Raw genomic sequence first — 21783 nt, forward strand, 5'->3', positions numbered from 1 at the left:
CGTCATCCGATCACCGCCCTCGGCTGCTGGCGCACCGCATCGCTGATGCGCAGCACGAGCGCCACGATGATCCAGTTCGCCACGAGCGACGATCCGCCCGCCGCGAGGAACGGCGTGGTCAGGCCCGTCAGCGGCAGCAGGCGCGTGACGCCGCCGACCATGACGAACACCTGCAGCGCGAGGGTGAACGACAGCGCCGTCGCCAGCAGCTTGCCGAAGTCGTCCTGCCCGGCCACGCCGATCCGCAGGCCGCGCCCGACGAAGACGAGGTAGAGCGAGAGGATCGCGAAGATGCCGACGAGCCCGAGCTCCTCGCCGAGCGAGGGCAGGATGTAGTCGCTCTGCGACACGGGCGTGATGTACGGCCGTCCCTGCCCGAGCCCGGTGCCGAACAGGCCGCCGTGCGCGAGGCCGAAGATGCCCTGCACGAGCTGGAAGCTGCCGCCCGGCCTGTCGTATACCTCCGGGTCGAACGCGTCGAGCCAGTTCGTGAAGCGCCAGCCGACGTACTCCAGGGTGAAGGCCGCGGCGATGGCGCCGCCGAGCGCGAGGAGCACGCCGATGAGCATCCACCCGGTCTTGCCCGTGGCCACGTAGAGCGTCGCGACGAACATGCCGAACACGAGCAGCCCCGTGCCGAGGTCGCGCTGGAACACGATGATGGCGAGCGAGACGAGCCAGATCACGAGGATCGGGCCGAACTCGCGGGCGCGCGGGAACGTGAAGCCCAGGAACTTCCGCCCCGTCGTGGCGAGGCTCTCGCGCGTGCGCACGAGGTAGCCGGCGAAGAAGATCGCGAGGCAGATCTTGGCGATCTCGCCCGGCTGGAAGTTGAAGCCCGCGATCTGGATCCACACCTGCGCGTTGCCGCCGCCGTTGAGGAACGGGATGAACGGCAGCAGCAGCAGGACGATGCCCGCCAGGCCGAAGAGGTACGTGTACCGGAACAGGATGCGGTAGTTCCCGAGCAGCCACACGACCGCGCCGGCCAGCAGGATCGACACCGCCGCGTACGCGATCTGGCTGCTGCCCGCCGTGGGGCTCGTGCCGTCGGCGCCCGAGAGCCCGATCCGATAGATCTCGGCGATGCCGAGCCCCGTCAGCAGGAATGCGATCGGCAGGACGAGCGGGTCGGCGTCGGGTGCGCGCATGCGCAGCACCACGTGCAGGGCCAGCGCGAGGGCGCCCAGCAGCCCCGAGAGCACGAGCTCGGTCGTCGACAGCTCGCCGAGGGCGCCGAACTGCACGAGCACCATGGCGCCCGTGGACAGGACGATGGCGAACAGCAGCAGGAGCAGCTCGCGGTTGCGGCGCGGTGCGGGCGTGCGCACGCGGCGCAGGGCCTTGAGGACCGCGGTGTCGGCGGCGACGTCGGTCATCCCTCACCTCCGTCGGGCGTCTGGGTGGGCTCGTCGGTGGGCACGGGGTTCGGGATGGTGGGCACCGCGGTGCTCGACGAGGGCGACGGCGTGGGGGTGGCCTCCTCGTCCTCGGCGGGGAGGTTGGCCTCGAGGCGGTCGACGATCTCCTCTGCGTGCGCGAGCGAGCGCGCGGTGATCGTGCGCTCCACCGCCGCGCGGTTGGCGTCGGTCAGCTCGTCGAGCGGGATCTCGGTGTCCTCGTACGGCCGGGCGAGGGTGATCGGTCCGAGGTTCGCCTGCACGCCCTGGTAGACGACCACGGTGTCCTCGTCGGCGCCCACGAAGTAGCGGGTCTGCGTCCAGCTGTAGAAGCCGGCGAATCCGGCGGCGAGGATGCCGACCAGCAGCACGATCGCGACGATCGCGCCGATGCGGCGCCGCCGCGCGCGCCGACGGTCCTCGGCGATGAGCTCCTCGAGGTAGTCCGAGTCCGGCTCGAAGTGGCTGGGCTCGTTCGCCGCCTGGCTGCGGGGATGCAGCCAGCCGGTCGGCAGACCGGATCGCGTGGCGGCGGGCAGGCTGACGCCCTGGGGATTGGAGGCCGAGCCCACGACCGACGGCGCGGCGAGGAAGGTGGGGTGCTGGCCGCCCACGTCGACGATGACGATCGTCACGTTGTCGGGCGCGCCGCCGTCGAGCGTCTGGCGCAGCAGCGCGTCGGCCGTGCGCCCCGGCGCCTCGTCGCGCCGCAGCACCTTGGCGATGTGCTGCTCGTCCACCACGCCCGACAGGCCGTCGGAGCACAGCACCCACCGGTCGCCCGGTCGGGTCTGCATGATGAAGGTGTCGATCTCGGGATTCGCGTCCATGTCGCCGAGTACGCGCATCAGCACGGATCGGCGGGGGTGGTACCGCGCCTCCTCCGGCGTGATGCGGCCCGAGTCGACCAGGCGCTGGACGAACGTGTGGTCGTTCGTGATCTGCGTCAGCTCGCCGTCGCGCCACAGGTAGATGCGCGAGTCGCCGATGTGCGCGATGACGGCCCACTCGTCGACCATCGCGATCGCGCTCACCGTGGTGCCGAGGCCGGCCAGCTCGGGCCGGCGGGTGACGAGCTGGATGAGGTCGCCCGCCGTGTCGGCGATCGTGTCGCGCAGCTCGGCCTCGGCCTCCTGCGGGGTCTCGAACGCCCGGTCGAGGGCCTGCAGCCGGTTCACGGCCACGCTCGAGGCGACGTCGCCGCCCGCGTGCCCGCCCATCCCGTCGGCGACGACGAACAGGTTGGACCCGGCGTACCCGGAGTCCTGGTTGTTCGTCCGCACCTTTCCCGTGTGGGAGATGGCGGCGCTCGAGCCCTCGAAGACCATGCGTTCGGGTTACTTCCGCAGCTCGAACGTCGTGGCGCCGACCTTGATGGGGGCGCCGGCCTGCACGGGCACGGGGGACGAGGGCTGCACGCGCTCGCCGTCGTGCAGGGTGCCGTTCGTCGAGTCGAGATCCTGGATCATCCACTGGTCGCCCCACAGCACGAGACGCGCGTGGTGGCTGGAGGTGTAGTCGTCGCGGATGACGAGGCCGGCCTCCGAGGAGCGGCCGATCGTCAGCGGCTCGGTGCCGAGGGGCAGCTCGAGGCCCGCCTTCGGGCCGGACGTGATGACGATCCGGTTCACCGTGGAGGTCGTCGCCGGCCCGCTCGATCCGACCGCCGGGCTGGGCGTCGGGGGAGTGGAGGGCGCCTTCGCGGCGGCCGGCCGCGGCGCGCTCGCCGCGGACTCCGGCAGACGCCGCACGCGGCCGCCGAACAGGTCGGCACGCAGCGCGAACACGACCGACAGCACGAACAGCCACATCAGCAGCAGGAAGCCGCCGCGCAGGATCAGCAGGGTCAGATCGGTCACGTCTTCAGCTCTCCTGGGCGTCGAACAGGCGCGTGGCGCTCGTGCCGGGCGCGCTCCGCGGCGCCGACTGCGGCACGACGCGGAACACGATATCGGTGCGGCCGATGCGCACGACCGATCCGGACGTCAGCGGCGCCTGCTTCGTGGCGCGCCCGTCGACCTTCGAGCCGTTCGTCGATCCGAGATCCCGCATCATCGCGTTCCGCCCGTCCCACAGGATCTCGACGTGCTTGCGGCTCGTGCCCGTGTCGGCGATCGTGATGTCGGCGTCGCTGCCGCGGCCGATCACCGTGCGCGCGCCGCGCAGCGGGTGGCGCCGCCCGCCGATCTCGACCACGGGCTGCCACGAGACGTCGCCCTCCGCCGAGCGGGAGTCGACCGCGATCGTTCCGGTGGAGACCTGCTCGTCGGCGCGGATCGCGATGCGCACGGCGCCGGCGAAGCTGTACCCCTGCGAGGCCGCGTGCTTGCGCACCATCTCGTCGAGCTCGGTGTGCAGCGCCGAGCCGAGGCGCGCCATGCGCTCCTCGTCGGTGGGATTCAGCCGCGCCGTCAGCTCGTTCGGCACGAGGATGCGGTCGCGGCTGACCACGGCGGCCTTCGTGTCGAGCTCGCGGCGCAGCGCGGAGGCGATTTCGACGGGCTGAATGCCGCTGCGGAAGGTCTTCGCGAACGCACCGTTCACGGCGCGTTCGAGACCCTTCTCGAAGCTGTCCAGCAGTCCCATGTGGCTCCTCCGCGGGGCGTATCGGTTGCGGCCATCGTAGCCAGGGCATCTGTATGGACGGTGGCGGGGCCTTTCGCGACACGCGCCGGGGTCCTCGCACGGCACCCCGGCCGGTTCGTGACGGCCCCGTGCGCCGTGATATCCTCGCTTGGTTGAGTGCGGTCGCAGGCCGCCTCGCGCGAGTGGCGGAATAGGTAGACGCGCTGGCTTCAGGTGCCAGTGTCCTTACGGACGTGGGGGTTCAAGTCCCCCCTCGCGCACCACGCAGATGGATGGCCCCTGGTCGCGACGGATGTCGCTTCCCAGGGGCCATCTGCGTTTGTCTGTGCGGGGGGCGACCCCACCGCCCCCGATGCGGCGCTTCGCGACGCCGGGCGGTGGGCGACGGGCGGGGCGACGCCCGGTGCGAGGGATCGGACCCGGGTTCGGGGGAGTGCCCGGGGAGGATGGGCACGTGTCCGCCGTTTGGGGGACACCTGGCGTAACATAATGCCCGACGTCCTCTCTCGGTCGTCCGGCCCTCACTGTTTCCCCCCAACGGTGAGGGCTGTTTCCATTCTTTACGCCGTTCCCCTATCGCTCACAGCCGCGACCGGCTAGCGTGGGCCTTGGTCGTCGACAACACTACGGCGGCCGAATTTCTATAGAACGGCAGTAAATGAGCACGCAGGGCACCGTCAAGTGGTTCAACTCGGAGAAGGGCTTCGGCTTCATCTCTCCTGACGAGGGCGGCTCCGACGTCTTCGCGCACTACACCGCAATCGAGTCGTCGGGCTACCGCTCGCTGGAAGAGAACCAGCGCGTGGAGTTCGAGATCGCCCAGGGCCCCAAGGGTCTTCAGGCGGAGAACATCCGGCCGCTGTAGTCCGGATCACCGACAAGCCCCATCCGCTCAGGCGGGTGGGGCTTTCGTCTTGCCCCCGCGCGGGCGAGGCGGATCAGCGGGCGCGCAGCGCCGCACCCATTGCGGCGATCGCCTGCTCCAGCAGGGGGCGCGGCATGGCGATGTTGAACCGGATGGCCGTCTCCGCCCCGGCGCCGCACATCGCGCCGTCGGTCGTGACGACGCCCGCGTGCTCGCGGAAGAATTCGGCCGGCGATCCCTCGAGGCCGAGGGCGGCGCATTCGAGCCACGCCAGGTACGTTCCCTCCGGCGGCGTGTAGACCACGCCGGGCAGGTGCTCGGCGACGAGGTCGGCCAGCAGTCGGCGGTTGCCGTCGAGGTACGACACCACGCCGTCGAGCCAGGCGCCGCCGGCGGAGTAGGCCGCGGTGTTCGCGATCACGCCGAGATTCGCCGCGCCGTGACCGAACGACTGCCCGTGCTCCTGCCAGTAGGCGCGATCCGCGTCGTTGGAGAGGATGAGCTGCGCGCACTTGAGCCCGGGCAGGTTCCAGGCCTTCGACGCCGACGTCGCCGTGATGGTGTGACCGGCGTTGACCGCGTTGACCGAGGCGTAGGGCACGTGGGGCGCGTCGTAGACGAGCGGCGCGTGGATCTCGTCCGAGAACACGCGACCGCCGTGGCGGGCGACGACCTCGCCGATGGCGGCCATCTCGTCGCGGCGCAGCACGCGCCCGATCGGGTTGTGCGGGTTGCAGAGCACGAGCAGCCCGCCGCCATCCGCGAAGGCGGCGTCGAGGGCGTCGAGGTCGTACTCCCAGCCGTCGGCGGTGCGGATCATCGGCACCTGGATGATCCGCCGGCCGTGGGCGAGCGGCACGGTGAGGAACGGCATGTACGCCGGCGTGGGCAGGACGACCGCGGAGCCCGGGGCGCTGAAGTGCTCGATCGCGAGCTCGAGCGCCGCGATGACGTCGGGCATCGGCTTGACGTCGCCGACCACGTGGCGAACGCCTCGCCGAGCCGCGTCGCGAACGCGGGAGGCAGGTAGCCGAACGCACCGGCGTCGACGGCGGCGTGCAGCGCCTCGGTGACGACCGGCGCGGTGCCGAAGTCCATCTCCGCCACCCAGGCCGCGATCGTGTCGGGGAAGAGGGTCCACTTGATCGACCCCGCGGCGCGGAGCTGCTCGGCGGTGACCGCGTCGAACACCGCGGCCATGTCGGGTGCGGGCTGTGTCATGCGTGCCTCCGTGTGGGCGATCAGTCGGTGAGAAGCAGCTCGCGCAGCTGGCCGGCGTCGTCGACCACCGCGCTCGCGCCCTCCTCCTCGCCCGGGTTGCCGAAGCCCCAGCGGGCGAAGATCACGGGCACGCCGAGGGCGGCGCCGCCGTCCACGTCGTGATGGCGGTCGCCCACGAGCACGGGGCGCGACACATCGACGCCGGCCTCGGTGAGGCGATCCAGCGCGCGGCGCATCACGTCGGTCTTGGTGTCGAGCACGGTCGCCTCGGCGCGGGCGCCGACGATCGTGACGAAGCACGACGTGAGGCCGTAGTGCTCGAGGATCGCCTTCACCTGGTTCTCGGGCTTCGTGCTCGCGGTGGCCTGGGGGACCCCGGCCTCGTGCAGCGCGCGGATCAGGTCGGCGACCCCGTCGTACAGGCGCACGGAGGCGGCGTAGCCGTCGCGCGCCGCGAGCTCGCGGTACCTCCGCACCGCCTCGACGGCCTCGTCGGGCGAGAGCAGGCCGCGCACCTCGAACGACTCGAGCATGGGAGGGCCGATCCAGTGCCGCAGCTCCTCGGGCTCCGGGGGCGTGCGGCCGAGCTGCGTGAGCACCTCGGTGATGCGGGGCAGGATGCCGGCGGAGGCGTCGGCGACCGTGCCGTCGACGTCCCAGAGGACGCAGGACCAGGGGGACGACGACATGCCTCGAGCCTATCGCCCGCGAACCCGCACCCGATCGTCGAGCCCGCGCCCGATCCGGGGCGGGTTCGCGGAACGAGGGCGGGTTCGCGGAATCAGAACAGGCGGGGCACGCCCGACTCGATGCCCTTCATGTCGTCGTAGTCGAGCACGAGGCACGTGATGCCGCGGTCCTCGGCCAGCACGCGCGCCTGCGGCTTGATCTCCTGGGCGGCGAACACGCCCCGGATGCCCGTGAGGATCGGATCCCGCCCCAGCAGCTCGAGGTATCGGGTGAGCTGCTCGACGCCGTCGATGTCGCCGCGGCGCTTCACCTCGACGGCGATCGGCGCCCCCTGGGCGTCGCGCACGAGCAGGTCGACCGGGCCGATCGCGGTGGGGTACTCGCGGCGCACGAGGGTCGCGCCCTCCACGATCCGTTCCACCTGCTCGGCCAGCAGGCGCTGCAGGTCGGACTCGACGCCGTCCTTGATGAGGCCGGGGTCCACGCCGAGGTCGTGCGAGGAGTCGCTGAAGATCTCGTGGATCCGCACCGTCAGCGCGTCGCCGGTCTTCTGGTGCGTGACCTTCCACACCTCGACGACGCCCGCCTCGGCGAGCTCCTCCTCCGGCGCCATCACGTCGACGCGGCACGGCGGGCTCATCCAGTTCAGCGGCTTGTACGAGCCGCCGTCGGAGTGGATGAGCACGCTGCCGTCGCCCTTGTGCATGAGCACGCGCTTGGCGAGCGGCAGGTGCGCGTTGAGCCGGCCGGTGTAGTCCACCGAGCACTGGGCGATGACGAGGCGCACCGGATGAGCCTACCCGCCACCCCTCCCCGCGGTCGCCGCCCCTGCCGCCGGCCGGCGCGCGCGGATAGGTTGAGGTCATGCGCATCGGGTACGGGATCACGGGTGGGCTGGCGGTGGAGACGGTACGGGCGATCGCGCCCGAGCTCGAGAGGGCGCGCGTCGACACCCTCTGGGTGAACCAGCCGGGGCGGCACGGCGACGCGCTGGGCGCCATGGCCGCGGCCGCCGCCGAGACGACGACGCTGCGCGTGGCCGCCGGCGTGATCCCGGTGGACCTGTACCCGGCGGACGAGATCGTCGCGCGGGTGCGCGCGCTGCGGCTGCCGCCGGAGCGCACGGTGATCGGCATCGGGGCGAGCGCAAAGCCGAGCCCGCTCACCACCGCGGGCGAGGCGGCGGCGCGGCTGCGCGCCGATCTCGGCGTGCCGGTCGTCGTGGGCGCGCTGGGCCCGCGGATGCGCCGGCTCGGCGTGACCGAGGCCGACGGCGTGCTCCTGAACTGGCTCACCCCGGAGGCCGCGCGGCAGGCGCGGGCGGATCGCGACGCCGACGACCCCGAGGGCGGCTCGCAGCTCGCCCTCTACGTGCGCACGGCGCTGCCGCCGGCACACGACCGGCTGCGGGAGGAGGCGGAACGGTACGGCGCGATCCCCACCTACGCGGCGAACTTCGCCCGGTACGGGTACGAGCCCGCCGCCTCCGCGATCCTTGCCGACGATCCGGCGGACATCCCGTCGCGACTGCGGGAGTACGAGGGGATCGTCGACGAGGTCGTCGTGCGCGGGATCACGGCCGCCGACGACGCCGCGGAGCACCTCGAACTCATCCGGGCGCTGGCATGACATTCCCGCGGCGGAATGGATCGACCAGCGCCGCCACGGCAGTGCCCGCTAGAATAGACAAAAGCCCACGATGACCCCTGCTCGGCAGAGCGAGAGGAGCCGCCCATGCTCGCTCTGCTGCTGTCGTTCGCGGTGGGCTCCGTCCTCACGGCGCTGCTCGCGCGGCCGCTCGGCCCCCGCGTCTTCCTCGTCGCCGCCGTGTTCCCCCTCGCGGCCTTCGTGCACACGGTGCTGCAGCTGCCGCTCGTGGCCGATGGCGGCGTCGTCGCGGAGTCCTGGGTGTGGATCGAGGCGCTCGACATCCGCCTCTCCATGCAGCTCGACGCGCTCGGGGCGCTGATGGCGCTCATCGTCACGGGCGTGGGCGCGCTCGTGATGATCTACTGCGTCGTCTACTTCCGCGGCACGGCCGACGGGATCGGGCGGTTCGCGGGCGTGCTGCTCGCGTTCGCCGGCGCGATGTACGGGCTCGTGCTCACGGACGACCTCGTGCTGCTCGTGATGTTCTGGGAGGCGACGAGCATCCTGTCGTACCTCCTGATCGGGCACAACCACCTGCGCGCCGCCAGCCGCCGCGCCGCGCTGCAGGCGCTCCTCGTGACGACGCTCGGCGGGCTCGTGATGCTCGTGGGCGTCGTGATGCTCGTCGCCGTCAGCGGCACGACGAGCATCTCGGCCCTGCTCGCCGATCCGCCGGCGGGCGCGATGGTGAACACGGCGCTCGTGCTCGTGCTCGTGGGCGCGCTGAGCAAGTCGGCCATCTTCCCCTTCCACTTCTGGCTGCCCGGCGCGATGGCGGCGCCCACGCCGGTGAGCGCCTATCTGCACGCGGCGGCCATGGTGAAGGCGGGCGTCTACCTGCTCGCCCTGTTCGCGCCCTTCTTCGCCGAGACGGGGCCGTGGCGGCCCATCGTCGTCTCGCTCGGGCTGCTCACGATGCTGCTCGGCGGCGTCCAGGCCCTGCGCGAGAACGACCTGAAGCGCATCCTCGCGTTCGGCACCGTGAGCCAGCTCGGGTTCATCGCGGTCGTCGTGGGCTTCGGCACGCGCGACGCGGCGCTCGCGGGCGGCGCGCTTGTGCTCGCGCACGCCCTGTTCAAGTCGACGCTCTTCCTCGTCGTCGGCGTCATCGACCGGCAGCTGTCCACGCGCGACGTGGACGAGCTCAGCGGGCTCGCGCGGCAGGCGCCCACGATGGCGATCGTCTCGCTCGTGGCCGTGGCGTCGATGGCCGGAGTCGCACCCACGCTCGGCTTCGTCGCCAAGGAGGCCGCGCTCACGGCGCTCGTCGACGACGCGCTCGCCGGGGGCGCATGGGGCTGGGCCGCGCTCATCGGGGTGTCGCTCGGGTCGGTGCTCACGGTGGCCTACGGCATCCGCTTCCTGTGGGGCGCCTTCTGGGTCAAGCGCGACGGGGCCGGGCACCCCCGGCCCACGACCGAGTGGCCCGATCCGCCGCTCGGCTTCCTCGCCGCCCCCATCACCCTGGCCGTCCTGGCGCTGGCCGGGGGGCTCGCCGGACCGTGGATCGAGCGGCTCCTCGTGCCGTACGCCGATACGGCACCGGGCGAGGCGCACGGGCACCTCGTGCTGTGGCACGGCCTGCAGCCCGCGCTGTTCATCTCGCTCGGCACGCTCGCCCTCGGCGCGGTCGTGTTCTGGGCCGCCCGCGCGAGCCGCTGGGACGCCTCGGGCCGGGTGCTGCCGTTCACGGCGTCGGACGTGTACTTCCTGGCCGTGCGCGCCGTCGATCGCCTGTCGGTGATCGTCACGCGCTTCACGCAGCGCGGATCGCTCCCCATCTACGTCGGCACGGTGTTCCTCGTCTTCATCGCGGCCGAGGGCACGGTGCTGCTCGCGGGCCGCGAGTGGCGCGTCGAGCTCGACTCCTGGCAGCACCCCCTCCAGCTCGCCGCCGCGCCGATCATGATCCTCGCGGGGATCATCGCCGTGATGGCCCGCAAGCGCTACACGGGCGTCGTGCTCGTCTCGGTCACGGGCCTCGGCATGGTCGCCCTGTTCGCGAGCATGGGCGCGCCCGATCTCGCCCTCACGCAGGTGCTCGTCGAGGCGGTCACCCTCGTGGCGTTCGCGCTCGTGCTGCGCCGGCTGCCGTCGCGGCTGGGCGCCCACAGCGGCAGCTCGGTGCCGCTGCTGCGCGCCGTGATCGGCGTCGCCGTCGGCGTGACCATGGCGTTCCTCGTCGTCATCGCCACGGGCGCGCGCGTGCACGAACCGGTGTCGGCGTCGTGGACCGAGCTCGCGTACGAGATCGGGCACGGCAAGAACGTCGTCAACGTCGCGCTCGTCGACCTGCGCGGCTGGGACACCATGGGCGAGCTGTCGGTGCTCGTGCTCGCCGCGACGGGCGTCGCCTCGCTCGTGTTCGTGACGCACCGCACCGACGACACCCTCACCCGCCTGAGCCGCCGCCTGCCGCTGCGCAGCCGGATCGCCGCGAACAAGGCCTCGCGCCGGCCGCTCGTCGAGACCACCGACGGCCTGCGCCCGCAGACGGCCGACAACCGCGACAGCCCGCGCGCCTGGCTCGTGGGCGGTCAGAAGCTGCGCGCCGAATCGCGCTCGATCATCCTCGAGGTGGTCGTGCGAGTCCTGTTCCACACGATCATCGTCGTGTCGATCTACCTGCTCTTCGCCGGCCACAACCTGCCGGGCGGCGGCTTCGCCGGCGGCCTCGTCGCGGGCATGGCCCTCGTCATGCGCTACGTGGCCGGCGGGCGCTGGGAGCTGGGCGCGGCCGCCCCGGGCGACGCCGGTCAGCTGCTGGGCGTGGGCATGATCCTGGCCGTCGGCACGGCGCTCGCCCCCATGCTCTTCGGCCTCGACCCGCTCACCCGCGCGGTGTGGCAGGCCGACCTGCCGGTGGTCGGCCACATCGAGTTCGTCAGCTCGACGATCTTCGACATGGGCGTCTACCTGGTCGTCATCGGGCTCGTGCTCGACGTGCTGCGCAGCCTCGGGGCCGAGGTCGACAGGCAGCTGAAGGAGTCCTCGGACGAGACGTTCCACAGCTCGCCGTCGCCCGATGCCCACACCGGCGGCGTGGAGGTGACGCGATGAGCGTCTCGCTCACCCTCGTCATCGTCATGGCCGCGCTGTACGCCGGCGGCGTCTACGCCATGCTCGAGCGCAGCCTGACGCGCGTTCTCATCGGCTTCCTGCTGCTGGGCAACGCGACGAACCTGCTGCTTCTCATCGTCATGGGCTTCCCGGGGACCGCGCCCTTCTATGGTGCCGACGAACCGCAGAGCGATCCGCTGCCGCAGGCGCTCATGCTCACCGCCATCGTCATCACGTTCGCCGTGAGCGCGTTCCTGCTGGCCCTCATCTACCGCTCGTGGCAGCTGGGCCAGGCCGACACCGTCATGGACGACGCCGAGGACCTGGCGCTGCGCGAGACCGCGGCGGGCACCGAGGACGCCATGGAGGACGAGGCGGAGGACGCCGCCACCGAGGACGAGGCGACGACGGAGTTCGTCGACGGCGCGCCCATCCCGCTGCGCGTGCTCGGATCGGCCGACATGTCGGCGATCGCGGAGGACGCGCCCGTGGATATGCCGACGGGCGCATACGGCGTCGACGGGTCGGACGACGGGCCGAACGACGGGGACGGATCGGCGGCCGGCGGATCGGATGCCGGCGGATCCGGCGAGGGGGAGGGGAAGCGATGAGCTGGAGCCTCCTCGTGCCGATGCTCGTGGTGCTGCCCCTGCTGGGAGCGGCCGTCACGCTCGTCCTCGGCCATCACCGACGCTGGCAGGTGAGCGTGTCGATCGCCACGCTCACGCTGACCTTCGTCATCGCCGTCGTGCTGCTGCTCGTCGTCGACGCCGGCAACCCGCTCGCCGTGAGCGTGGCGGGCTGGGATCTGCCCTTCGGCATCGTGCTCTACGTCGACCGGCTCTCGGCCCTGCTCGTGGCCGTCTCGAGCGTCGTGCTGCTGGCCGTCCTGCTGTTCTCGGTCGGCCAGGGCGCCGCGGACGGCGACGACGAGACGCCCGTGTCGATCTTCCACCCGTCGTACCTCATCCTCGCGGCGGGCATCTTCGACGCGTTCATCGCCGGCGACCTGTTCAACCTCTACGTGGGCTTCGAGATCCTGCTCGTGGCCTCGTACGTGCTCATCACGCTCGGCAGCACGGAGTCGCGCATCCGCACCGGCACCGTGTACATCGTCGTCTCGCTCGTGTCGAGCATCCTGTTCCTCTCGGCGATCGCGATGATCTACGGCGCGCTCGGCACGGTGAACATGGCGCACATCGCCGAGCGCATGGTCGAGCTGCCCGACGACGTGCAGCTGCTGCTGCACCTGCTGCTCGTGCTGGCCTTCGCCATCAAGGCGGCGGTGTTCCCGCTGTCGTTCTGGCTGCCCGACTCGTATCCGACGGCGCCCGCGCCGGTGACGGCGGTGTTCGCGGGCCTGCTGACGAAGGTGGGCGTGTACGCGCTCATCCGCACGGAGACGCAGCTGTTCCAGGACAGCGACATCAATCCGCTGCTGCTGATCGTGGCGCTCGCGACGATGATCGTCGGCATCCTCGGCGCCGTGGCGCAGGCCGAGCTGAAGCGGATCCTGTCGTTCACGCTCGTGAGCCACGTCGGCTACATGGTGTTCGGGCTCGCGATCAGCACCGAGGCCGCCGTCGGCGCGACGATCTACTACATGGTCCACCACATCGTCGTGCAGACGACGCTGTTCCTCGCGGTCGGGCTCATCGAGCGGCGCGCGGGATCGACGTCGATCCTGAAGGTCAAGGGGCTCATGGCGGCCGCTCCGCTCATCGCCGTGCTCTACTTCATCCCCGCCCTGAACCTCGGCGGGCTGCCGCCCTTCTCGGGCTTCCTGGGCAAGTACGCGCTGTTCGACGCGGCCGCCGAGCAGGGCGATCCGCTGATGTACGTGCTCATCGTGGGCGGGATCGTCACGTCCCTTCTCACGCTGTACGCGCTGATGCGGGCGTGGAACCTATCGTTCTGGCGCGAGCAGGAGGACTCGAGCGAGACGGAGGCGCGCATCGCCTACCTCGGCGGATCGCCCGAGGCGCAGCAGCAGAGCGAGCGCCGGGTGATCCCGCGCATCATGACGGCCGCGACGGCCGGCATGGTCGTGCTCTCGGTGGGGCTGACGGTGTTCGCCGGGCCGCTGTACGCCATCTGCGACCGGATCGGCCAATCGCTGCTCCAGCCCATCTCGCTCGTCGAGCTCGATGATGCGGAGGCGCAGCCGTGATCGATCTCCGTGCCCGTCTGAAGCTGTTCTGGCGTCAGCTGCCGTTCTTCGTCTGGCTGGTCGTGCTCTGGATGCTGCTGTGGGGGCAGCTCACCATGCTGGCGCTCATCACGGGCGTGCTCGTCGCGATCTTCGTGAGCACGTGGTTCCGGCTTCCCGCCGCCCAGATGTCGGGGCGCGTCAACCTCTGGTACGGCGTGGTGTTCGGGGTGACGTTCCTCGTCGAGCTCGTCCAGGGTGCGCTGAGCGTGACGTGGGAGGTGCTGCGCCCCGGCCCGACGCGCGCCGCCATCATCCGGGTGCCGCTGCGCGTGGACGACGACCTGATCATGACGCACGTCGCCGTCGTCTCCTCCCTGATCCCCGGATCCACCGTGATCGAGGCCGACCGCGAGCGGCGGGTGCTCTACCTGCACGCCATCGGCATGAGGGACGAGGCGGCGGTCGAGGCGCAGCGCCGCCGCGTGCAGCACTGGGAGGAGCGCGCCGTCGCGGCCGTGGGCACGAGGGCGCAGCTCAAGGCCCTGCGCGAGGGCGCCGAGCCCATTGCGGATCGCGCGGATGCGGATCGCACGGACGCGGGAGGTGCGGAATGACGGGCGTGCTCGTGACGATCATCGCCGTGGTGTTCGCCGCGGCGGCCGCGATCGCGCTCGTGCGCCTCGTGCGCGGGCCGTCGATCCTCGATCGCGCCGTGGCGAGCGACGTGCTGCTCACCGAGGTGATGTGCCTGATCGGGGCCGAGATGGTGATCAACCGTCACACCGACACGCTGCCCATCATGCTGATCATCGCGGCGATCGGGGTCTTCGGGACCGTGGCGGTGGCCCGCTTCGTGGCGAGGAGGGACCAGTGACCCTCGAATCCGTGCTCGACGCCGTCGCGCTGGTGCTCGTGCTGGCGGGCGCGCTGCTGTGCCTCATCGCATCGATCGGTCTGCTGGGCCTGGGCGACGTGCTCTCGCGCCTGCACGCCGCGACGAAGCCGCAGGTGCTCGGGCTGCTGCTGATCGCCACGGCGATCGCGCTCACGATGCGGTCGTGGCCCGTGCTGGCGATGCTCGTGCCGGTCGTACTCATCCAGCTGGCGACGGCCCCGCTGTCGGCGCACATGGTGGGTCGGCAGGCGTACCGCAACGGCACCTACAACCCGGACAGCCTCATCGTGGACGAGCTGGCGCAGGAGCGCGACGAGAGCTGAGGCGGATCAGCTGGCCAGGGCGTAGCCGAAGGCGCTCGCGACGCCGGCGTTCGTGACCTTCCCGCCCCGCACGTTGAGGCCCTGGGCGAGCGCCGAGTCGGCCGCCGCCGCCGCATCCCACCCGCGGTCCGCGATCGCGGTGAGGTACGGCAGCGTCGCGTTCGTGAGCGCCCGCGTCGACGTCTCGGGCACGGCGCCCGGCATGTTGGCGACGCAGTAGTAGAGGGTGTCGTGCACCGCGAAGGTGGGATCGTCGTGCGTCGTCGGGTGCGAGCCCTCGAAGCAGCCGCCCTGGTCGATCGCGATGTCGACGAGCACGGCGCCGGGCTTCATGCCCGCGACCATGTCGTCCGTGACGAGCTTCGGGGCGGCCGCGCCGGGGATGAGCACCGACCCGATCACGAGATCCGCATCCGCGAGCGCCTCGGCGATGGCGTAGCGCGTGGAGTGCGCGGTCTGCAGGCCGTTGCCGTAGCGGTGCTCCAGCTCGCGCAGCCGGGGCAGGTTCACGTCGAGGACGGTCACCTGCGCGCCGAGGCCGAGCGCGTTCGCGGCGGCGTGCTCGCCGGCAACCCCGCCGCCGATGACGACGACCTTGCCGCGGCGCGTGCCGGCCACGCCGCCCAGCAGGGCGCCGCGCCCGCCCTGCGCGCGCATCAGGTGGTACGAGCCGACGGCGATCGACAGGCGTCCCGCCACCTCGCTCATCGGGGTGAGCAGCGGCAGGGAGCGATCGGGCAGCTGCACCGTCTCGTAGGCGACGGCCGTGGTGCCGGCGGCGACGAGCGCGTCGGTGAGCGGACGGTCGGCCGCGAGGTGCAGGTAGGCGAAGAGCGTGAGGTCGTCGCGCAGGTGCGGGTACTCCTCGGCGATCGGCTCCTTCACCTTCACGAGCAGCTCGGCGTCGCCCCACACGTCGGCGGCGCTCGGCACGATCCGGGCGCCCGCGGCGGCGAAGTCGGCGTCCGCGATGCGCGAGCCCGCGCCGGCGCCGGCCTGCACGAGCACCTCGTGTCCTCGTCGCGCGAGGGCGTCGACCCCCGCGGGCGTGATGGCCACGCGGTTCTCGTTGTTCTTGATCTCGGTGGGAATGCCGACGCGCATCGGGGCTCCTCGTTCAGCGACACGGGTGTGCGGTTGCGTCGAGGATCGCAGGAGATTCGTTTCCGTCGCGTAACGCGCGAAGATCCTTCGACATCCTGGGCTGACCGCGTACGCTCGCCTGCATGACCGATGCGCTGGGGCCATCCGATCCGAGGAAGCTTCGGCCCATCGAGCTCGACGAGACCGACCAGCGGATCGTCGCGATCCTGGAGCGCGACGGCCGCATCACGAACGCCGACCTCGCCGCCGCCCTCGACATCGCGCCGTCCACCGCGCACGCCCGCACGCGATCGCTCGCGGAGCGCGGCGTCATCACGGGCTTCCACGCGAGCGTGGACCACCGCCGGCTCGGGCGGGGCCTGCAGGCGATCATCGGCGTGACGCTGCGCGGCGGCACACGGCACGACAGCATCGTGAGCTTCGCGGACGAGGTGCGCGCGCTGCCGCAGGTCGTGCAGCTGTTCTTCCTGGGCGGCACCGACGACTTCATGGTGCACATCGCCGTGGGCGACTCGAGCGAGGTGCGGCAGTTCGTCGTCGACAATCTGTCGACCCAGGCGTTCGTCGCCGCGACCCGGACGAGCCTCATCTTCGAGTACCACCGCAACGGCGTCGCGGCGAGCTTCAGCTGACCCGTTCAGGGCCCGGCGCTCAGAGCACGGCGGAGAGGAAATCCTTCGTGCGCTGCTCGTCGGGGGAGCCGAAGATCTTCTCCGGGGAGCCCTCCTCCACGATCCGGCCGCCGTCGAACATCAGCACCCGGTTGGACACGTCGCGCGCGAACTGCATCTCGTGCGTGACGATGAGCATCGTCACGTCGGTGGTGGCGGCGACGTCGCGGAGGATGTTCAGGACCTCGCCGACGACCTCGGGGTCCAGCGCGCTCGTGACCTCGTCGAGCAGCAGGATCTCTGGCTCCATGGCGAGGGCGCGGGCGATCGCCACGCGCTGCTGCTGCCCGCCCGACAGCGAGGTGGGGTGCGCGTCCTCCTTGTCGGGCAGGCCGACCTTCTCCAGCAGCTGCCGGCCGCGGGCGATCGCCTCGTCCTTCGACAGCCCGAGCACGTGCACGGGCGCCTCGATGATGTTCTGCATCACCGTCATGTTCGGGAAGAGGTTGAACTGCTGGAACACCATGCCGATGCGCTTGCGCATCTCGTTGCGGTGCTTCTCCTTGAGCGCCACGCGCCGGTCGCCGCGGCGGGCGTGCGTCAGCGGCTGCCCGTCGATGAGGATGTACCCCGCGTCGGCCTCCTCGAGCGTCATGAGGAGGCGCAGGATCGTCGTCTTGCCCGATCCGCTCGGGCCGATGAGCGTGACGCGGTCGCCCCGGCGCACAGTGAAGTCGAGGTCGTGCAGCACGACGTGGTCGCCGAACCGCTTCTCGACCTTGTCGAATCGGATGGCCGGCACCTCGCCGTCGCTCAGCGCGATGGCTCCGGTGTGGGTCTCAGGAACGGTAGGCAAGTCGCTTCTCCAATCGCCCGATGAGGACGGATGTCGGGTAGCTCGCGGCCAGGAAGATGAGGCCCGCGAGGGTGATCGCCTCGATGTAGCGGAAGTGCTGGCCGCCGTACAGCTGCGCGGCGCGCACGAGCTCGGTCACGGTGATGACCGCGAGGAACGGCGTGTCCTTGAACATCGAGATGACGTAGTTGCCGAGCGCCGGCAGCGTGGATCGCACCGCCTGCGGGATGACCACGGCGGTCCAGGTGCGCCGCGGCGACATCGACAGCGCCGTGGCGGCCTCCCACTGGCCGCGCGGCACGGCGTCGATCCCGGCCCGGTACACCTCGGCCATGTAGCTGGCGTAGTGGATGCCGAAGATGACGATCCCCAGCACGATCGGCGGCACGCTCGTGAAGGCGTAGTAGGCGAACAGCAGCTGGACGACGATGGGTGTCATCCGCACGAAGTTCATGACGAACGCCACGACGCCCGCGACGGGGCGCGGCGCCGTGCGGCGCACGAGCGCCACGACGAGGCCGAGCAGCGCGGCGATGGCGCTGCCGACCACCGTCACGAGCAGCGTGACGGTGAAGAAGCCCTGCAGCAGCTGCGGCAGCGCCGCGAGCGCGTGGTCCCAGTTCCAGGGGCTCTCATCGATCATGCGGCGGTCCCCTTCGTGTCGGCCTTCGCGAAGCGCAGCGCCTCACGCAGCGACTCGCCCTGCCCGAGGCGGTGCTTGGCGCGCACCTCGAGCGCGTTCATGACGAGGCTCAGCAGGTAGGCCAGGGCGAAGTACAGGATGAGGCCGATGCTGTACGCGAAGAACACGTCGGTGTCGACGCGCAGCCGGTTCAGCTCGGCCGTCAGGTCGACGATCGTGATGAGGTACACGGCCGCGGTGCCCTTGAGCAGCTGGATCAGCAGGTTGTTCAGCGACGGGATCATGAGCGCCCACGCCTGGGGGAAGATCACCCGGCGCATGCGCTGGAAGCGCGACAGGCTCAGGGCCGTCGTCGCCTCCCACTGCCCTGCGGGGACCGCGTTGATCGATCCGCGGACCACCTCGGCGCCGTACGCGCCGTAGTTCAGCCCCAGCGCGACGATGCCCACGAGCACGGGCTCCATCTCGAGGTTGATGGGCGGCAGCGGCAGCACGAAGAACAGGAAGAACAGCTGCACGAGCAGCGACGTGCCCCGGAAGAACTCGATGAAGACGCGGGCGATGCCGCGGATCAGGATGTTCTGGAAGCGGGCGAGCAGCCCGAAGACGACGGCGACGACGAACGCCAGGAGAGCGCCGCCCACGGTGAGCTCGAGGGTGATCAGCAACCCGTCGAGGATCCGCGGCAGCGCCCTTCCGAGCGCCTCGAGATTATCGGTCACGAGTGGTCCGCGCCCCGCTCACTCGACCTCGCCGGCGCAGAGCTGCTCGGCGGTCAGGTCGGCCGGCGGCAGGTTCTCGGCCGTGAAGCCGAACGGCTCCACCAGGTCGAGGTACGTCTGCTCGTCACCCTTGATCTTCTCGAGCTCGGCGTTGTAGGCCTCGAGCAGCGCGGTGTCCTGCTTGCGGAACACGGTCGATCCCGCGCCGATCTGCTCCACGCCGTCGATCTCCTGCACGAACGGCTCGGTGGTCTCGAGGTCGTCCATGTCCTCGGTCATCCAGTTGAGCGACACGGCGGTGAGCGCGAAGGCGTCGGCGCGCCCGGTCTGCACGGCCTCGAGGCCGGAGCTGGCGGTGTCGACCTCGATCTTGTCGGTGATGCCGAGCTCGTCGGCGTAGCCGTCCTCGATCGCACCCGACTGCACCGCGAGCGTGACGCCGTCGGCCGCGGCGACCGAGTCGAGGTCGGTGAGCCCCTCGGGGTTGCCCGCGGGCACGGCCAGCGCGGTGGTGTACATGATCTCGGGCTCGCTGAACGCCGCCTCGGCGCAGCGGTCGGGAAGGATCGACATCCCCGCGCTGATGACGTCCCAGCGACCGGCGTTGAGGCCCGGGATGAGGTTGTCCCACGCGACCTCCTCGACCTCGATGTCGTCGATGCCGAGGTTGCCGAAGATCTCCTTGTGCATCGCGATGGTGGCGCCGGTGGGCTCGCCGCTCTCGTCCACCCACGAGTAGGGGCGCTCGGACGCGACCGCGAGGGTGATGGTGCCCTCCTCCTGCGCGCGCTCGAGCGTGCTGGCATCGGGGTCCGTCGCGGTCGAGGAGCAGCCGGCGAGTGCCAGGGCCGCCACCGCCGCGGTCGACATTCCGATCGTGGTCAGGGTCCGCTTCGTCATCGATGCTCCTCTTCTGTCTGCTGCGGCGCGTCGCACCGGCGACCCTCGGGTGGGCCGTCGATCACCTTACGGAGTTTGCGTACACATGTACATTCGACGGCGCTGATTGTTGACAGATATACCGTATCGTTACCATGGGACGGCATGGTCCGGAGGGAGCCGAAGGGGGCGATTAGGATCGGCGCAGGCAGCGGAACGGAAGGACGGGGATGACCGGCAGGGCGCGAGGGGGCCAGAGCTCCGTCTTCCGCGTGGCGCGCACCTCGACGGCGCATCTCATCGCGGTGGAGCTGCGCAAGGCCATCCGCTCGGGTGCGCTGCCCGTCGGCGCGCAGATCGGCGAGGTGGAGATCGCCGAGCAGCTCGGCGTGAGCAGGGGACCGCTGCGCGAGGCGGCGCAGCGGCTCGTCGAGGAGGGCGTGCTCACCTCGGTGCCCGGACGCGGCCTGCGGGTGACGACGATCGGTCCCGAGGAGGTGGCCGATGTCTACGAGGCGCGGCTGGCGGTGGAGGGGCAGGCCATCCGGAGGATCGTGCGCGACGAGCGGATGTCGTCCGTCGATGCGATCGAGCGCGCGTACGAGGATCTCGTGCGACGCAGCGCCGGCGACGACGCGATCGACGCCGGCAACGCGGATCTCGAGTTCCACCAGACGCTGGTCGACGCGTCGGGCAGTCCGCGCCTGAGCCGCGCGATGTCGACGCTGGCGCTCGAGACGCGCATCGCCGCGTTCAGCGCGCCCGACGGGTACTCGGTGCGCCGGGAGGTGTCCGAGACGTATCGCTCGCTGATCGGCGCCCTCCGCGACGGCGATGCCGAGCGCGCCGTCGCGGCGCTGGACGAGCAGTTCCGCGAGGCCGTGGCTCGGCTGCGGGGAGAGGTCGAGGTGGAGACCTTCGAGCCCGCCGACGGCGACCTGCCCGACGCGCTCACGCCCATCGGCTCGGAGGAGCTCGGCACGGGGGAGTAGCGGTGGCTCACCCGCGGTCGCGGTCGAGCCAGGTGCGCAGCCGCTCGAGCGGCCACGTCGTGATGATGCGGTCGGCCGGCACACCCGCGCGCTCGGCCCGCTCGGCCCCGTAGTCCAGCAGCGACAGCTGCCCGGGGGCGTGGGCGTCGCTGTCGATCGAGAGGAGGCAGCCGAGCTCGTGGGCGAGCGCGAGGAGCTCGTCGGGCGGATCCTGCCGCTCGGGCCGCGAGTTGATCTCCACGGCCACGCCGTGCTCCGCGCAGGCCTCGAACACCGCTCGCGCATCGAACTCCGAGGGCGGGCGTGTGCCCCGCGACCCCTCGACGAGCCGCCCCGTGCAGTGGCCCAGGACGTCGGTGCGCGGGTTCCGGACGGCGGCGAGCATGCGCCTCGTCATGCTCGCCGCATCCATCCGCAGCTCGGAGTGGACGCTGGCGACCACGACATCGAGCCTGTCCAGCAGCGCGTCGTCCTGGTCCAGCCCGCCGTCGGCGAGGATGTCGACCTCGATCCCGCTGAGCAGGGTGAAGCCGTCGCCCGACTGCGTGGCCACGACCTCGAGCTGCCGCTCCAGGCGCTCGGCCGAGAGGCCGTTGGCGACGCGCAGGCGCGGGGAGTGATCGGTGAGCGCCAGGTACTCGTGGCCGAGGCGGCGTCCGGCGGCGACCATCGCGTCGATCGGTGTGAGGCCGTCTGACCAGTCGGAGTGGCAGTGCAGGTCGCCCCGCAGGGCCTCCCGCAGCGCGCTGCGCCCGGCCACGCCCGTGCGGGTGCGCAGCTCCGCGAGGTAGGACGGCACCTCGCCCGCGAGCGCCTCCTGGATCACGCGGAACGTCGTCTCCCCGATGCCGGGCCGCCGGCGCAGGGCCGCGGCATCGTTCAGCTCCTCGGCGGTGAGCCCCGCGATGACGTCGGCCGCGGTGCGGAAGGCCTTCGACTTGTAGCGCGACGACCGCTCGCGCTCCAACAGGAAGGCGATCTCGGTGAGCGCGTCGAGAGGATCCATGCGTGCCAGTCTGCCGGTGGGGCTGTGCGTGGGTGAAGCGGTTGTGTTGCTGTGGTCGCTCCATCTCCGCGGCCTCCGGCCGCTCCGTTCAGCAACCGATGGAGTGCACCCTTGGGCTGCCGAACGAA

Annotated in this window: 23 protein-coding genes and 1 tRNA gene; 11 read left to right on the forward strand and 13 right to left on the reverse strand. The window is 71.2% G+C overall.

The genetic code is table 11. The annotated features are described in order from the left end of the window. Positions 1 to 2: 2 nt before the first annotated feature. The 4 genes from ACODR5_RS02875 to ACODR5_RS02890 are packed head-to-tail and all read right to left on the reverse strand — an operon-like array spanning position 3 to position 3986. Positions 3 to 1379, reverse strand: a complete 1377-nt coding sequence (locus ACODR5_RS02875) for an FtsW/RodA/SpoVE family cell cycle protein (protein WP_449852986.1) — start codon at positions 1377 to 1379, stop codon at positions 3 to 5. Continuing rightward, positions 1376 to 2728, reverse strand: a complete 1353-nt coding sequence (locus tag ACODR5_RS02880; protein WP_460816041.1) for a PP2C family protein-serine/threonine phosphatase — start codon at positions 2726 to 2728, stop codon at positions 1376 to 1378. The genes ACODR5_RS02875 and ACODR5_RS02880 overlap by 4 nt, the downstream gene beginning before the upstream one ends. A gap of 9 nt (positions 2729 to 2737) precedes the next feature. Continuing rightward, complete coding sequence (locus tag ACODR5_RS02885) at positions 2738 to 3259, reverse strand: FHA domain-containing protein FhaB/FipA (protein WP_460816039.1); 522 nt, start codon at positions 3257 to 3259, stop codon at positions 2738 to 2740. Between the two features lie 4 nt (positions 3260 to 3263). Beyond that, positions 3264 to 3986 (reverse strand): FHA domain-containing protein, encoded by a 723-nt coding sequence (locus tag ACODR5_RS02890; RefSeq protein ID WP_460816038.1) that lies wholly within the window; start codon positions 3984 to 3986, stop codon positions 3264 to 3266. A gap of 176 nt (positions 3987 to 4162) precedes the next feature. Between ACODR5_RS02890 and ACODR5_RS02895 the strand changes: the two genes are divergently transcribed. Both ACODR5_RS02895 and ACODR5_RS02900 read left to right on the forward strand, forming a co-directional pair. Beyond that, positions 4163 to 4249 (forward strand) — tRNA-Leu (locus ACODR5_RS02895). A gap of 395 nt (positions 4250 to 4644) precedes the next feature. Further along, positions 4645 to 4851: a cold-shock protein gene (locus ACODR5_RS02900; RefSeq protein WP_067028170.1), complete on the forward strand. Its 207-nt coding sequence runs from the start codon at positions 4645 to 4647 to the stop codon at positions 4849 to 4851. 73 nt (positions 4852 to 4924) lie between these two features. Here the strand turns inward: ACODR5_RS02900 and ACODR5_RS02905 are convergent, their stop codons facing one another. The 3 genes from ACODR5_RS02905 to nucS all read right to left on the reverse strand — a co-directional run bounded on the left by ACODR5_RS02905 (position 4925) and on the right by nucS (position 7549). Continuing rightward, on the reverse strand, positions 4925 to 5833 hold the full coding sequence (locus ACODR5_RS02905) for a MalY/PatB family protein (RefSeq protein ID WP_488982672.1): 909 nt from the start codon (positions 5831 to 5833) through the stop codon (positions 4925 to 4927). 259 nt (positions 5834 to 6092) lie between these two features. Beyond that, positions 6093 to 6761, reverse strand: a complete 669-nt coding sequence (locus ACODR5_RS02910) for an HAD hydrolase-like protein (RefSeq protein ID WP_460816035.1) — start codon at positions 6759 to 6761, stop codon at positions 6093 to 6095. Positions 6762 to 6853: 92 nt separating this feature from the next. Then, the gene (gene nucS / locus ACODR5_RS02915) at positions 6854 to 7549 is read right to left on the reverse strand and encodes an endonuclease NucS (RefSeq protein ID WP_449853001.1); all 696 of its coding nucleotides are present in this window, start codon (positions 7547 to 7549) and stop codon (positions 6854 to 6856) included. Between the two features lie 77 nt (positions 7550 to 7626). Between nucS and ACODR5_RS02920 the strand changes: the two genes are divergently transcribed. From ACODR5_RS02920 to mnhG, 7 genes are all read left to right on the forward strand, one after another. Then, positions 7627 to 8391, forward strand: a complete 765-nt coding sequence (locus tag ACODR5_RS02920) for an LLM class oxidoreductase (protein ID WP_488982673.1) — start codon at positions 7627 to 7629, stop codon at positions 8389 to 8391. A gap of 105 nt (positions 8392 to 8496) precedes the next feature. Beyond that, positions 8497 to 11472 (forward strand): Na+/H+ antiporter subunit A, encoded by a 2976-nt coding sequence (locus tag ACODR5_RS02925; protein WP_488982674.1) that lies wholly within the window; start codon positions 8497 to 8499, stop codon positions 11470 to 11472. Continuing rightward, positions 11469 to 12083, forward strand: coding sequence for a Na(+)/H(+) antiporter subunit C (locus ACODR5_RS02930; protein ID WP_460816031.1), 615 nt, complete (start codon positions 11469 to 11471; stop codon positions 12081 to 12083). Before ACODR5_RS02925 ends, ACODR5_RS02930 begins: the two co-directional genes overlap by 4 nt. Beyond that, positions 12080 to 13642 (forward strand): Na+/H+ antiporter subunit D, encoded by a 1563-nt coding sequence (locus ACODR5_RS02935; protein WP_488982675.1) that lies wholly within the window; start codon positions 12080 to 12082, stop codon positions 13640 to 13642. The genes ACODR5_RS02930 and ACODR5_RS02935 overlap by 4 nt, the downstream gene beginning before the upstream one ends. Continuing rightward, positions 13639 to 14238 carry a Na+/H+ antiporter subunit E gene (locus ACODR5_RS02940; protein WP_488982676.1) on the forward strand — a complete coding sequence of 200 codons (600 nt, stop codon included), beginning with the start codon at positions 13639 to 13641 and terminating at the stop codon, positions 14236 to 14238. Before ACODR5_RS02935 ends, ACODR5_RS02940 begins: the two co-directional genes overlap by 4 nt. Further along, the gene (locus ACODR5_RS02945) at positions 14235 to 14498 is read left to right on the forward strand and encodes an MrpF/PhaF family protein (RefSeq protein ID WP_488982677.1); all 264 of its coding nucleotides are present in this window, start codon (positions 14235 to 14237) and stop codon (positions 14496 to 14498) included. The genes ACODR5_RS02940 and ACODR5_RS02945 overlap by 4 nt, the downstream gene beginning before the upstream one ends. Beyond that, entirely contained in the window at positions 14495 to 14842 is a 348-nt protein-coding gene (gene mnhG, locus ACODR5_RS02950; protein WP_488982678.1) for a monovalent cation/H(+) antiporter subunit G, read from the forward strand. Before ACODR5_RS02945 ends, mnhG begins: the two co-directional genes overlap by 4 nt. A 6-nt stretch (positions 14843 to 14848) precedes the next feature. Here mnhG and ald read toward each other — a convergent pair whose 3' ends face one another. Beyond that, entirely contained in the window at positions 14849 to 15946 is a 1098-nt protein-coding gene (ald, locus tag ACODR5_RS02955) for an alanine dehydrogenase (protein WP_488982679.1), read from the reverse strand. 122 nt (positions 15947 to 16068) lie between these two features. Between ald and ACODR5_RS02960 the strand changes: the two genes are divergently transcribed. Then, on the forward strand, positions 16069 to 16578 hold the full coding sequence (locus ACODR5_RS02960) for an Lrp/AsnC family transcriptional regulator (protein WP_488982680.1): 510 nt from the start codon (positions 16069 to 16071) through the stop codon (positions 16576 to 16578). A 19-nt stretch (positions 16579 to 16597) separates the two neighbouring features. Here the strand turns inward: ACODR5_RS02960 and ehuA are convergent, their stop codons facing one another. The 4 genes from ehuA to ehuB are packed head-to-tail and all read right to left on the reverse strand — an operon-like array spanning position 16598 to position 19678. Further along, a complete protein-coding gene (ehuA, locus tag ACODR5_RS02965) occupies positions 16598 to 17413 on the reverse strand; it encodes an ectoine/hydroxyectoine ABC transporter ATP-binding protein EhuA (protein ID WP_449853011.1) in 816 nt (271 codons plus the stop codon). Then, complete coding sequence (gene ehuD / locus ACODR5_RS02970; RefSeq protein ID WP_449853012.1) at positions 17397 to 18056, reverse strand: ectoine/hydroxyectoine ABC transporter permease subunit EhuD; 660 nt, start codon at positions 18054 to 18056, stop codon at positions 17397 to 17399. Before ehuD ends, ehuA begins: the two co-directional genes overlap by 17 nt. After that, positions 18053 to 18778 (reverse strand): ectoine/hydroxyectoine ABC transporter permease subunit EhuC, encoded by a 726-nt coding sequence (gene ehuC / locus ACODR5_RS02975; protein ID WP_449853013.1) that lies wholly within the window; start codon positions 18776 to 18778, stop codon positions 18053 to 18055. The genes ehuD and ehuC overlap by 4 nt, the downstream gene beginning before the upstream one ends. 18 nt (positions 18779 to 18796) lie before the next feature. Beyond that, a complete protein-coding gene (gene ehuB, locus ACODR5_RS02980) occupies positions 18797 to 19678 on the reverse strand; it encodes an ectoine/hydroxyectoine ABC transporter substrate-binding protein EhuB (RefSeq protein WP_449853014.1) in 882 nt (293 codons plus the stop codon). Between the two features lie 209 nt (positions 19679 to 19887). Between ehuB and ACODR5_RS02985 the strand changes: the two genes are divergently transcribed. Next, positions 19888 to 20649, forward strand: coding sequence for a GntR family transcriptional regulator (locus tag ACODR5_RS02985; protein WP_449853015.1), 762 nt, complete (start codon positions 19888 to 19890; stop codon positions 20647 to 20649). 7 nt (positions 20650 to 20656) lie between these two features. Here ACODR5_RS02985 and ACODR5_RS02990 read toward each other — a convergent pair whose 3' ends face one another. After that, on the reverse strand, positions 20657 to 21655 hold the full coding sequence (locus ACODR5_RS02990; RefSeq protein ID WP_488982681.1) for a PHP domain-containing protein: 999 nt from the start codon (positions 21653 to 21655) through the stop codon (positions 20657 to 20659). Between the last annotated feature and the right edge of the window lie 128 nt (positions 21656 to 21783).

Source organism: Microbacterium sp. FG3 (assembly GCF_057809335.1).

Coding starts and splice junctions, on each gene's coding strand:
- ACODR5_RS02875 (WP_449852986.1), bottom strand. CDS start 1,379: ATGACCGACGTCGCCGCCGACACCGCGGTCCTCAAGGCCCTGCGCCGC.
- ACODR5_RS02880 (WP_460816041.1), bottom strand. CDS start 2,728: ATGGTCTTCGAGGGCTCGAGCGCCGCCATCTCCCACACGGGAAAGGTG.
- ACODR5_RS02890 (WP_460816038.1), bottom strand. CDS start 3,986: ATGGGACTGCTGGACAGCTTCGAGAAGGGTCTCGAACGCGCCGTGAAC.
- ACODR5_RS02900 (WP_067028170.1), top strand. CDS start 4,645: ATGAGCACGCAGGGCACCGTCAAGTGGTTCAACTCGGAGAAGGGCTTC.
- ACODR5_RS02910 (WP_460816035.1), bottom strand. CDS start 6,761: ATGTCGTCGTCCCCCTGGTCCTGCGTCCTCTGGGACGTCGACGGCACG.
- ACODR5_RS02920 (WP_488982673.1), top strand. CDS start 7,627: ATGCGCATCGGGTACGGGATCACGGGTGGGCTGGCGGTGGAGACGGTA.
- ACODR5_RS02925 (WP_488982674.1), top strand. CDS start 8,497: ATGCTCGCTCTGCTGCTGTCGTTCGCGGTGGGCTCCGTCCTCACGGCG.
- ACODR5_RS02930 (WP_460816031.1), top strand. CDS start 11,469: ATGAGCGTCTCGCTCACCCTCGTCATCGTCATGGCCGCGCTGTACGCC.
- ACODR5_RS02935 (WP_488982675.1), top strand. CDS start 12,080: ATGAGCTGGAGCCTCCTCGTGCCGATGCTCGTGGTGCTGCCCCTGCTG.
- ACODR5_RS02945 (WP_488982677.1), top strand. CDS start 14,235: ATGACGGGCGTGCTCGTGACGATCATCGCCGTGGTGTTCGCCGCGGCG.
- ald (WP_488982679.1), bottom strand. CDS start 15,946: ATGCGCGTCGGCATTCCCACCGAGATCAAGAACAACGAGAACCGCGTG.
- ACODR5_RS02960 (WP_488982680.1), top strand. CDS start 16,069: ATGACCGATGCGCTGGGGCCATCCGATCCGAGGAAGCTTCGGCCCATC.
- ehuD (WP_449853012.1), bottom strand. CDS start 18,056: ATGATCGATGAGAGCCCCTGGAACTGGGACCACGCGCTCGCGGCGCTG.
- ehuB (WP_449853014.1), bottom strand. CDS start 19,678: ATGACGAAGCGGACCCTGACCACGATCGGAATGTCGACCGCGGCGGTG.
- ACODR5_RS02985 (WP_449853015.1), top strand. CDS start 19,888: ATGACCGGCAGGGCGCGAGGGGGCCAGAGCTCCGTCTTCCGCGTGGCG.
- ACODR5_RS02990 (WP_488982681.1), bottom strand. CDS start 21,655: ATGGATCCTCTCGACGCGCTCACCGAGATCGCCTTCCTGTTGGAGCGC.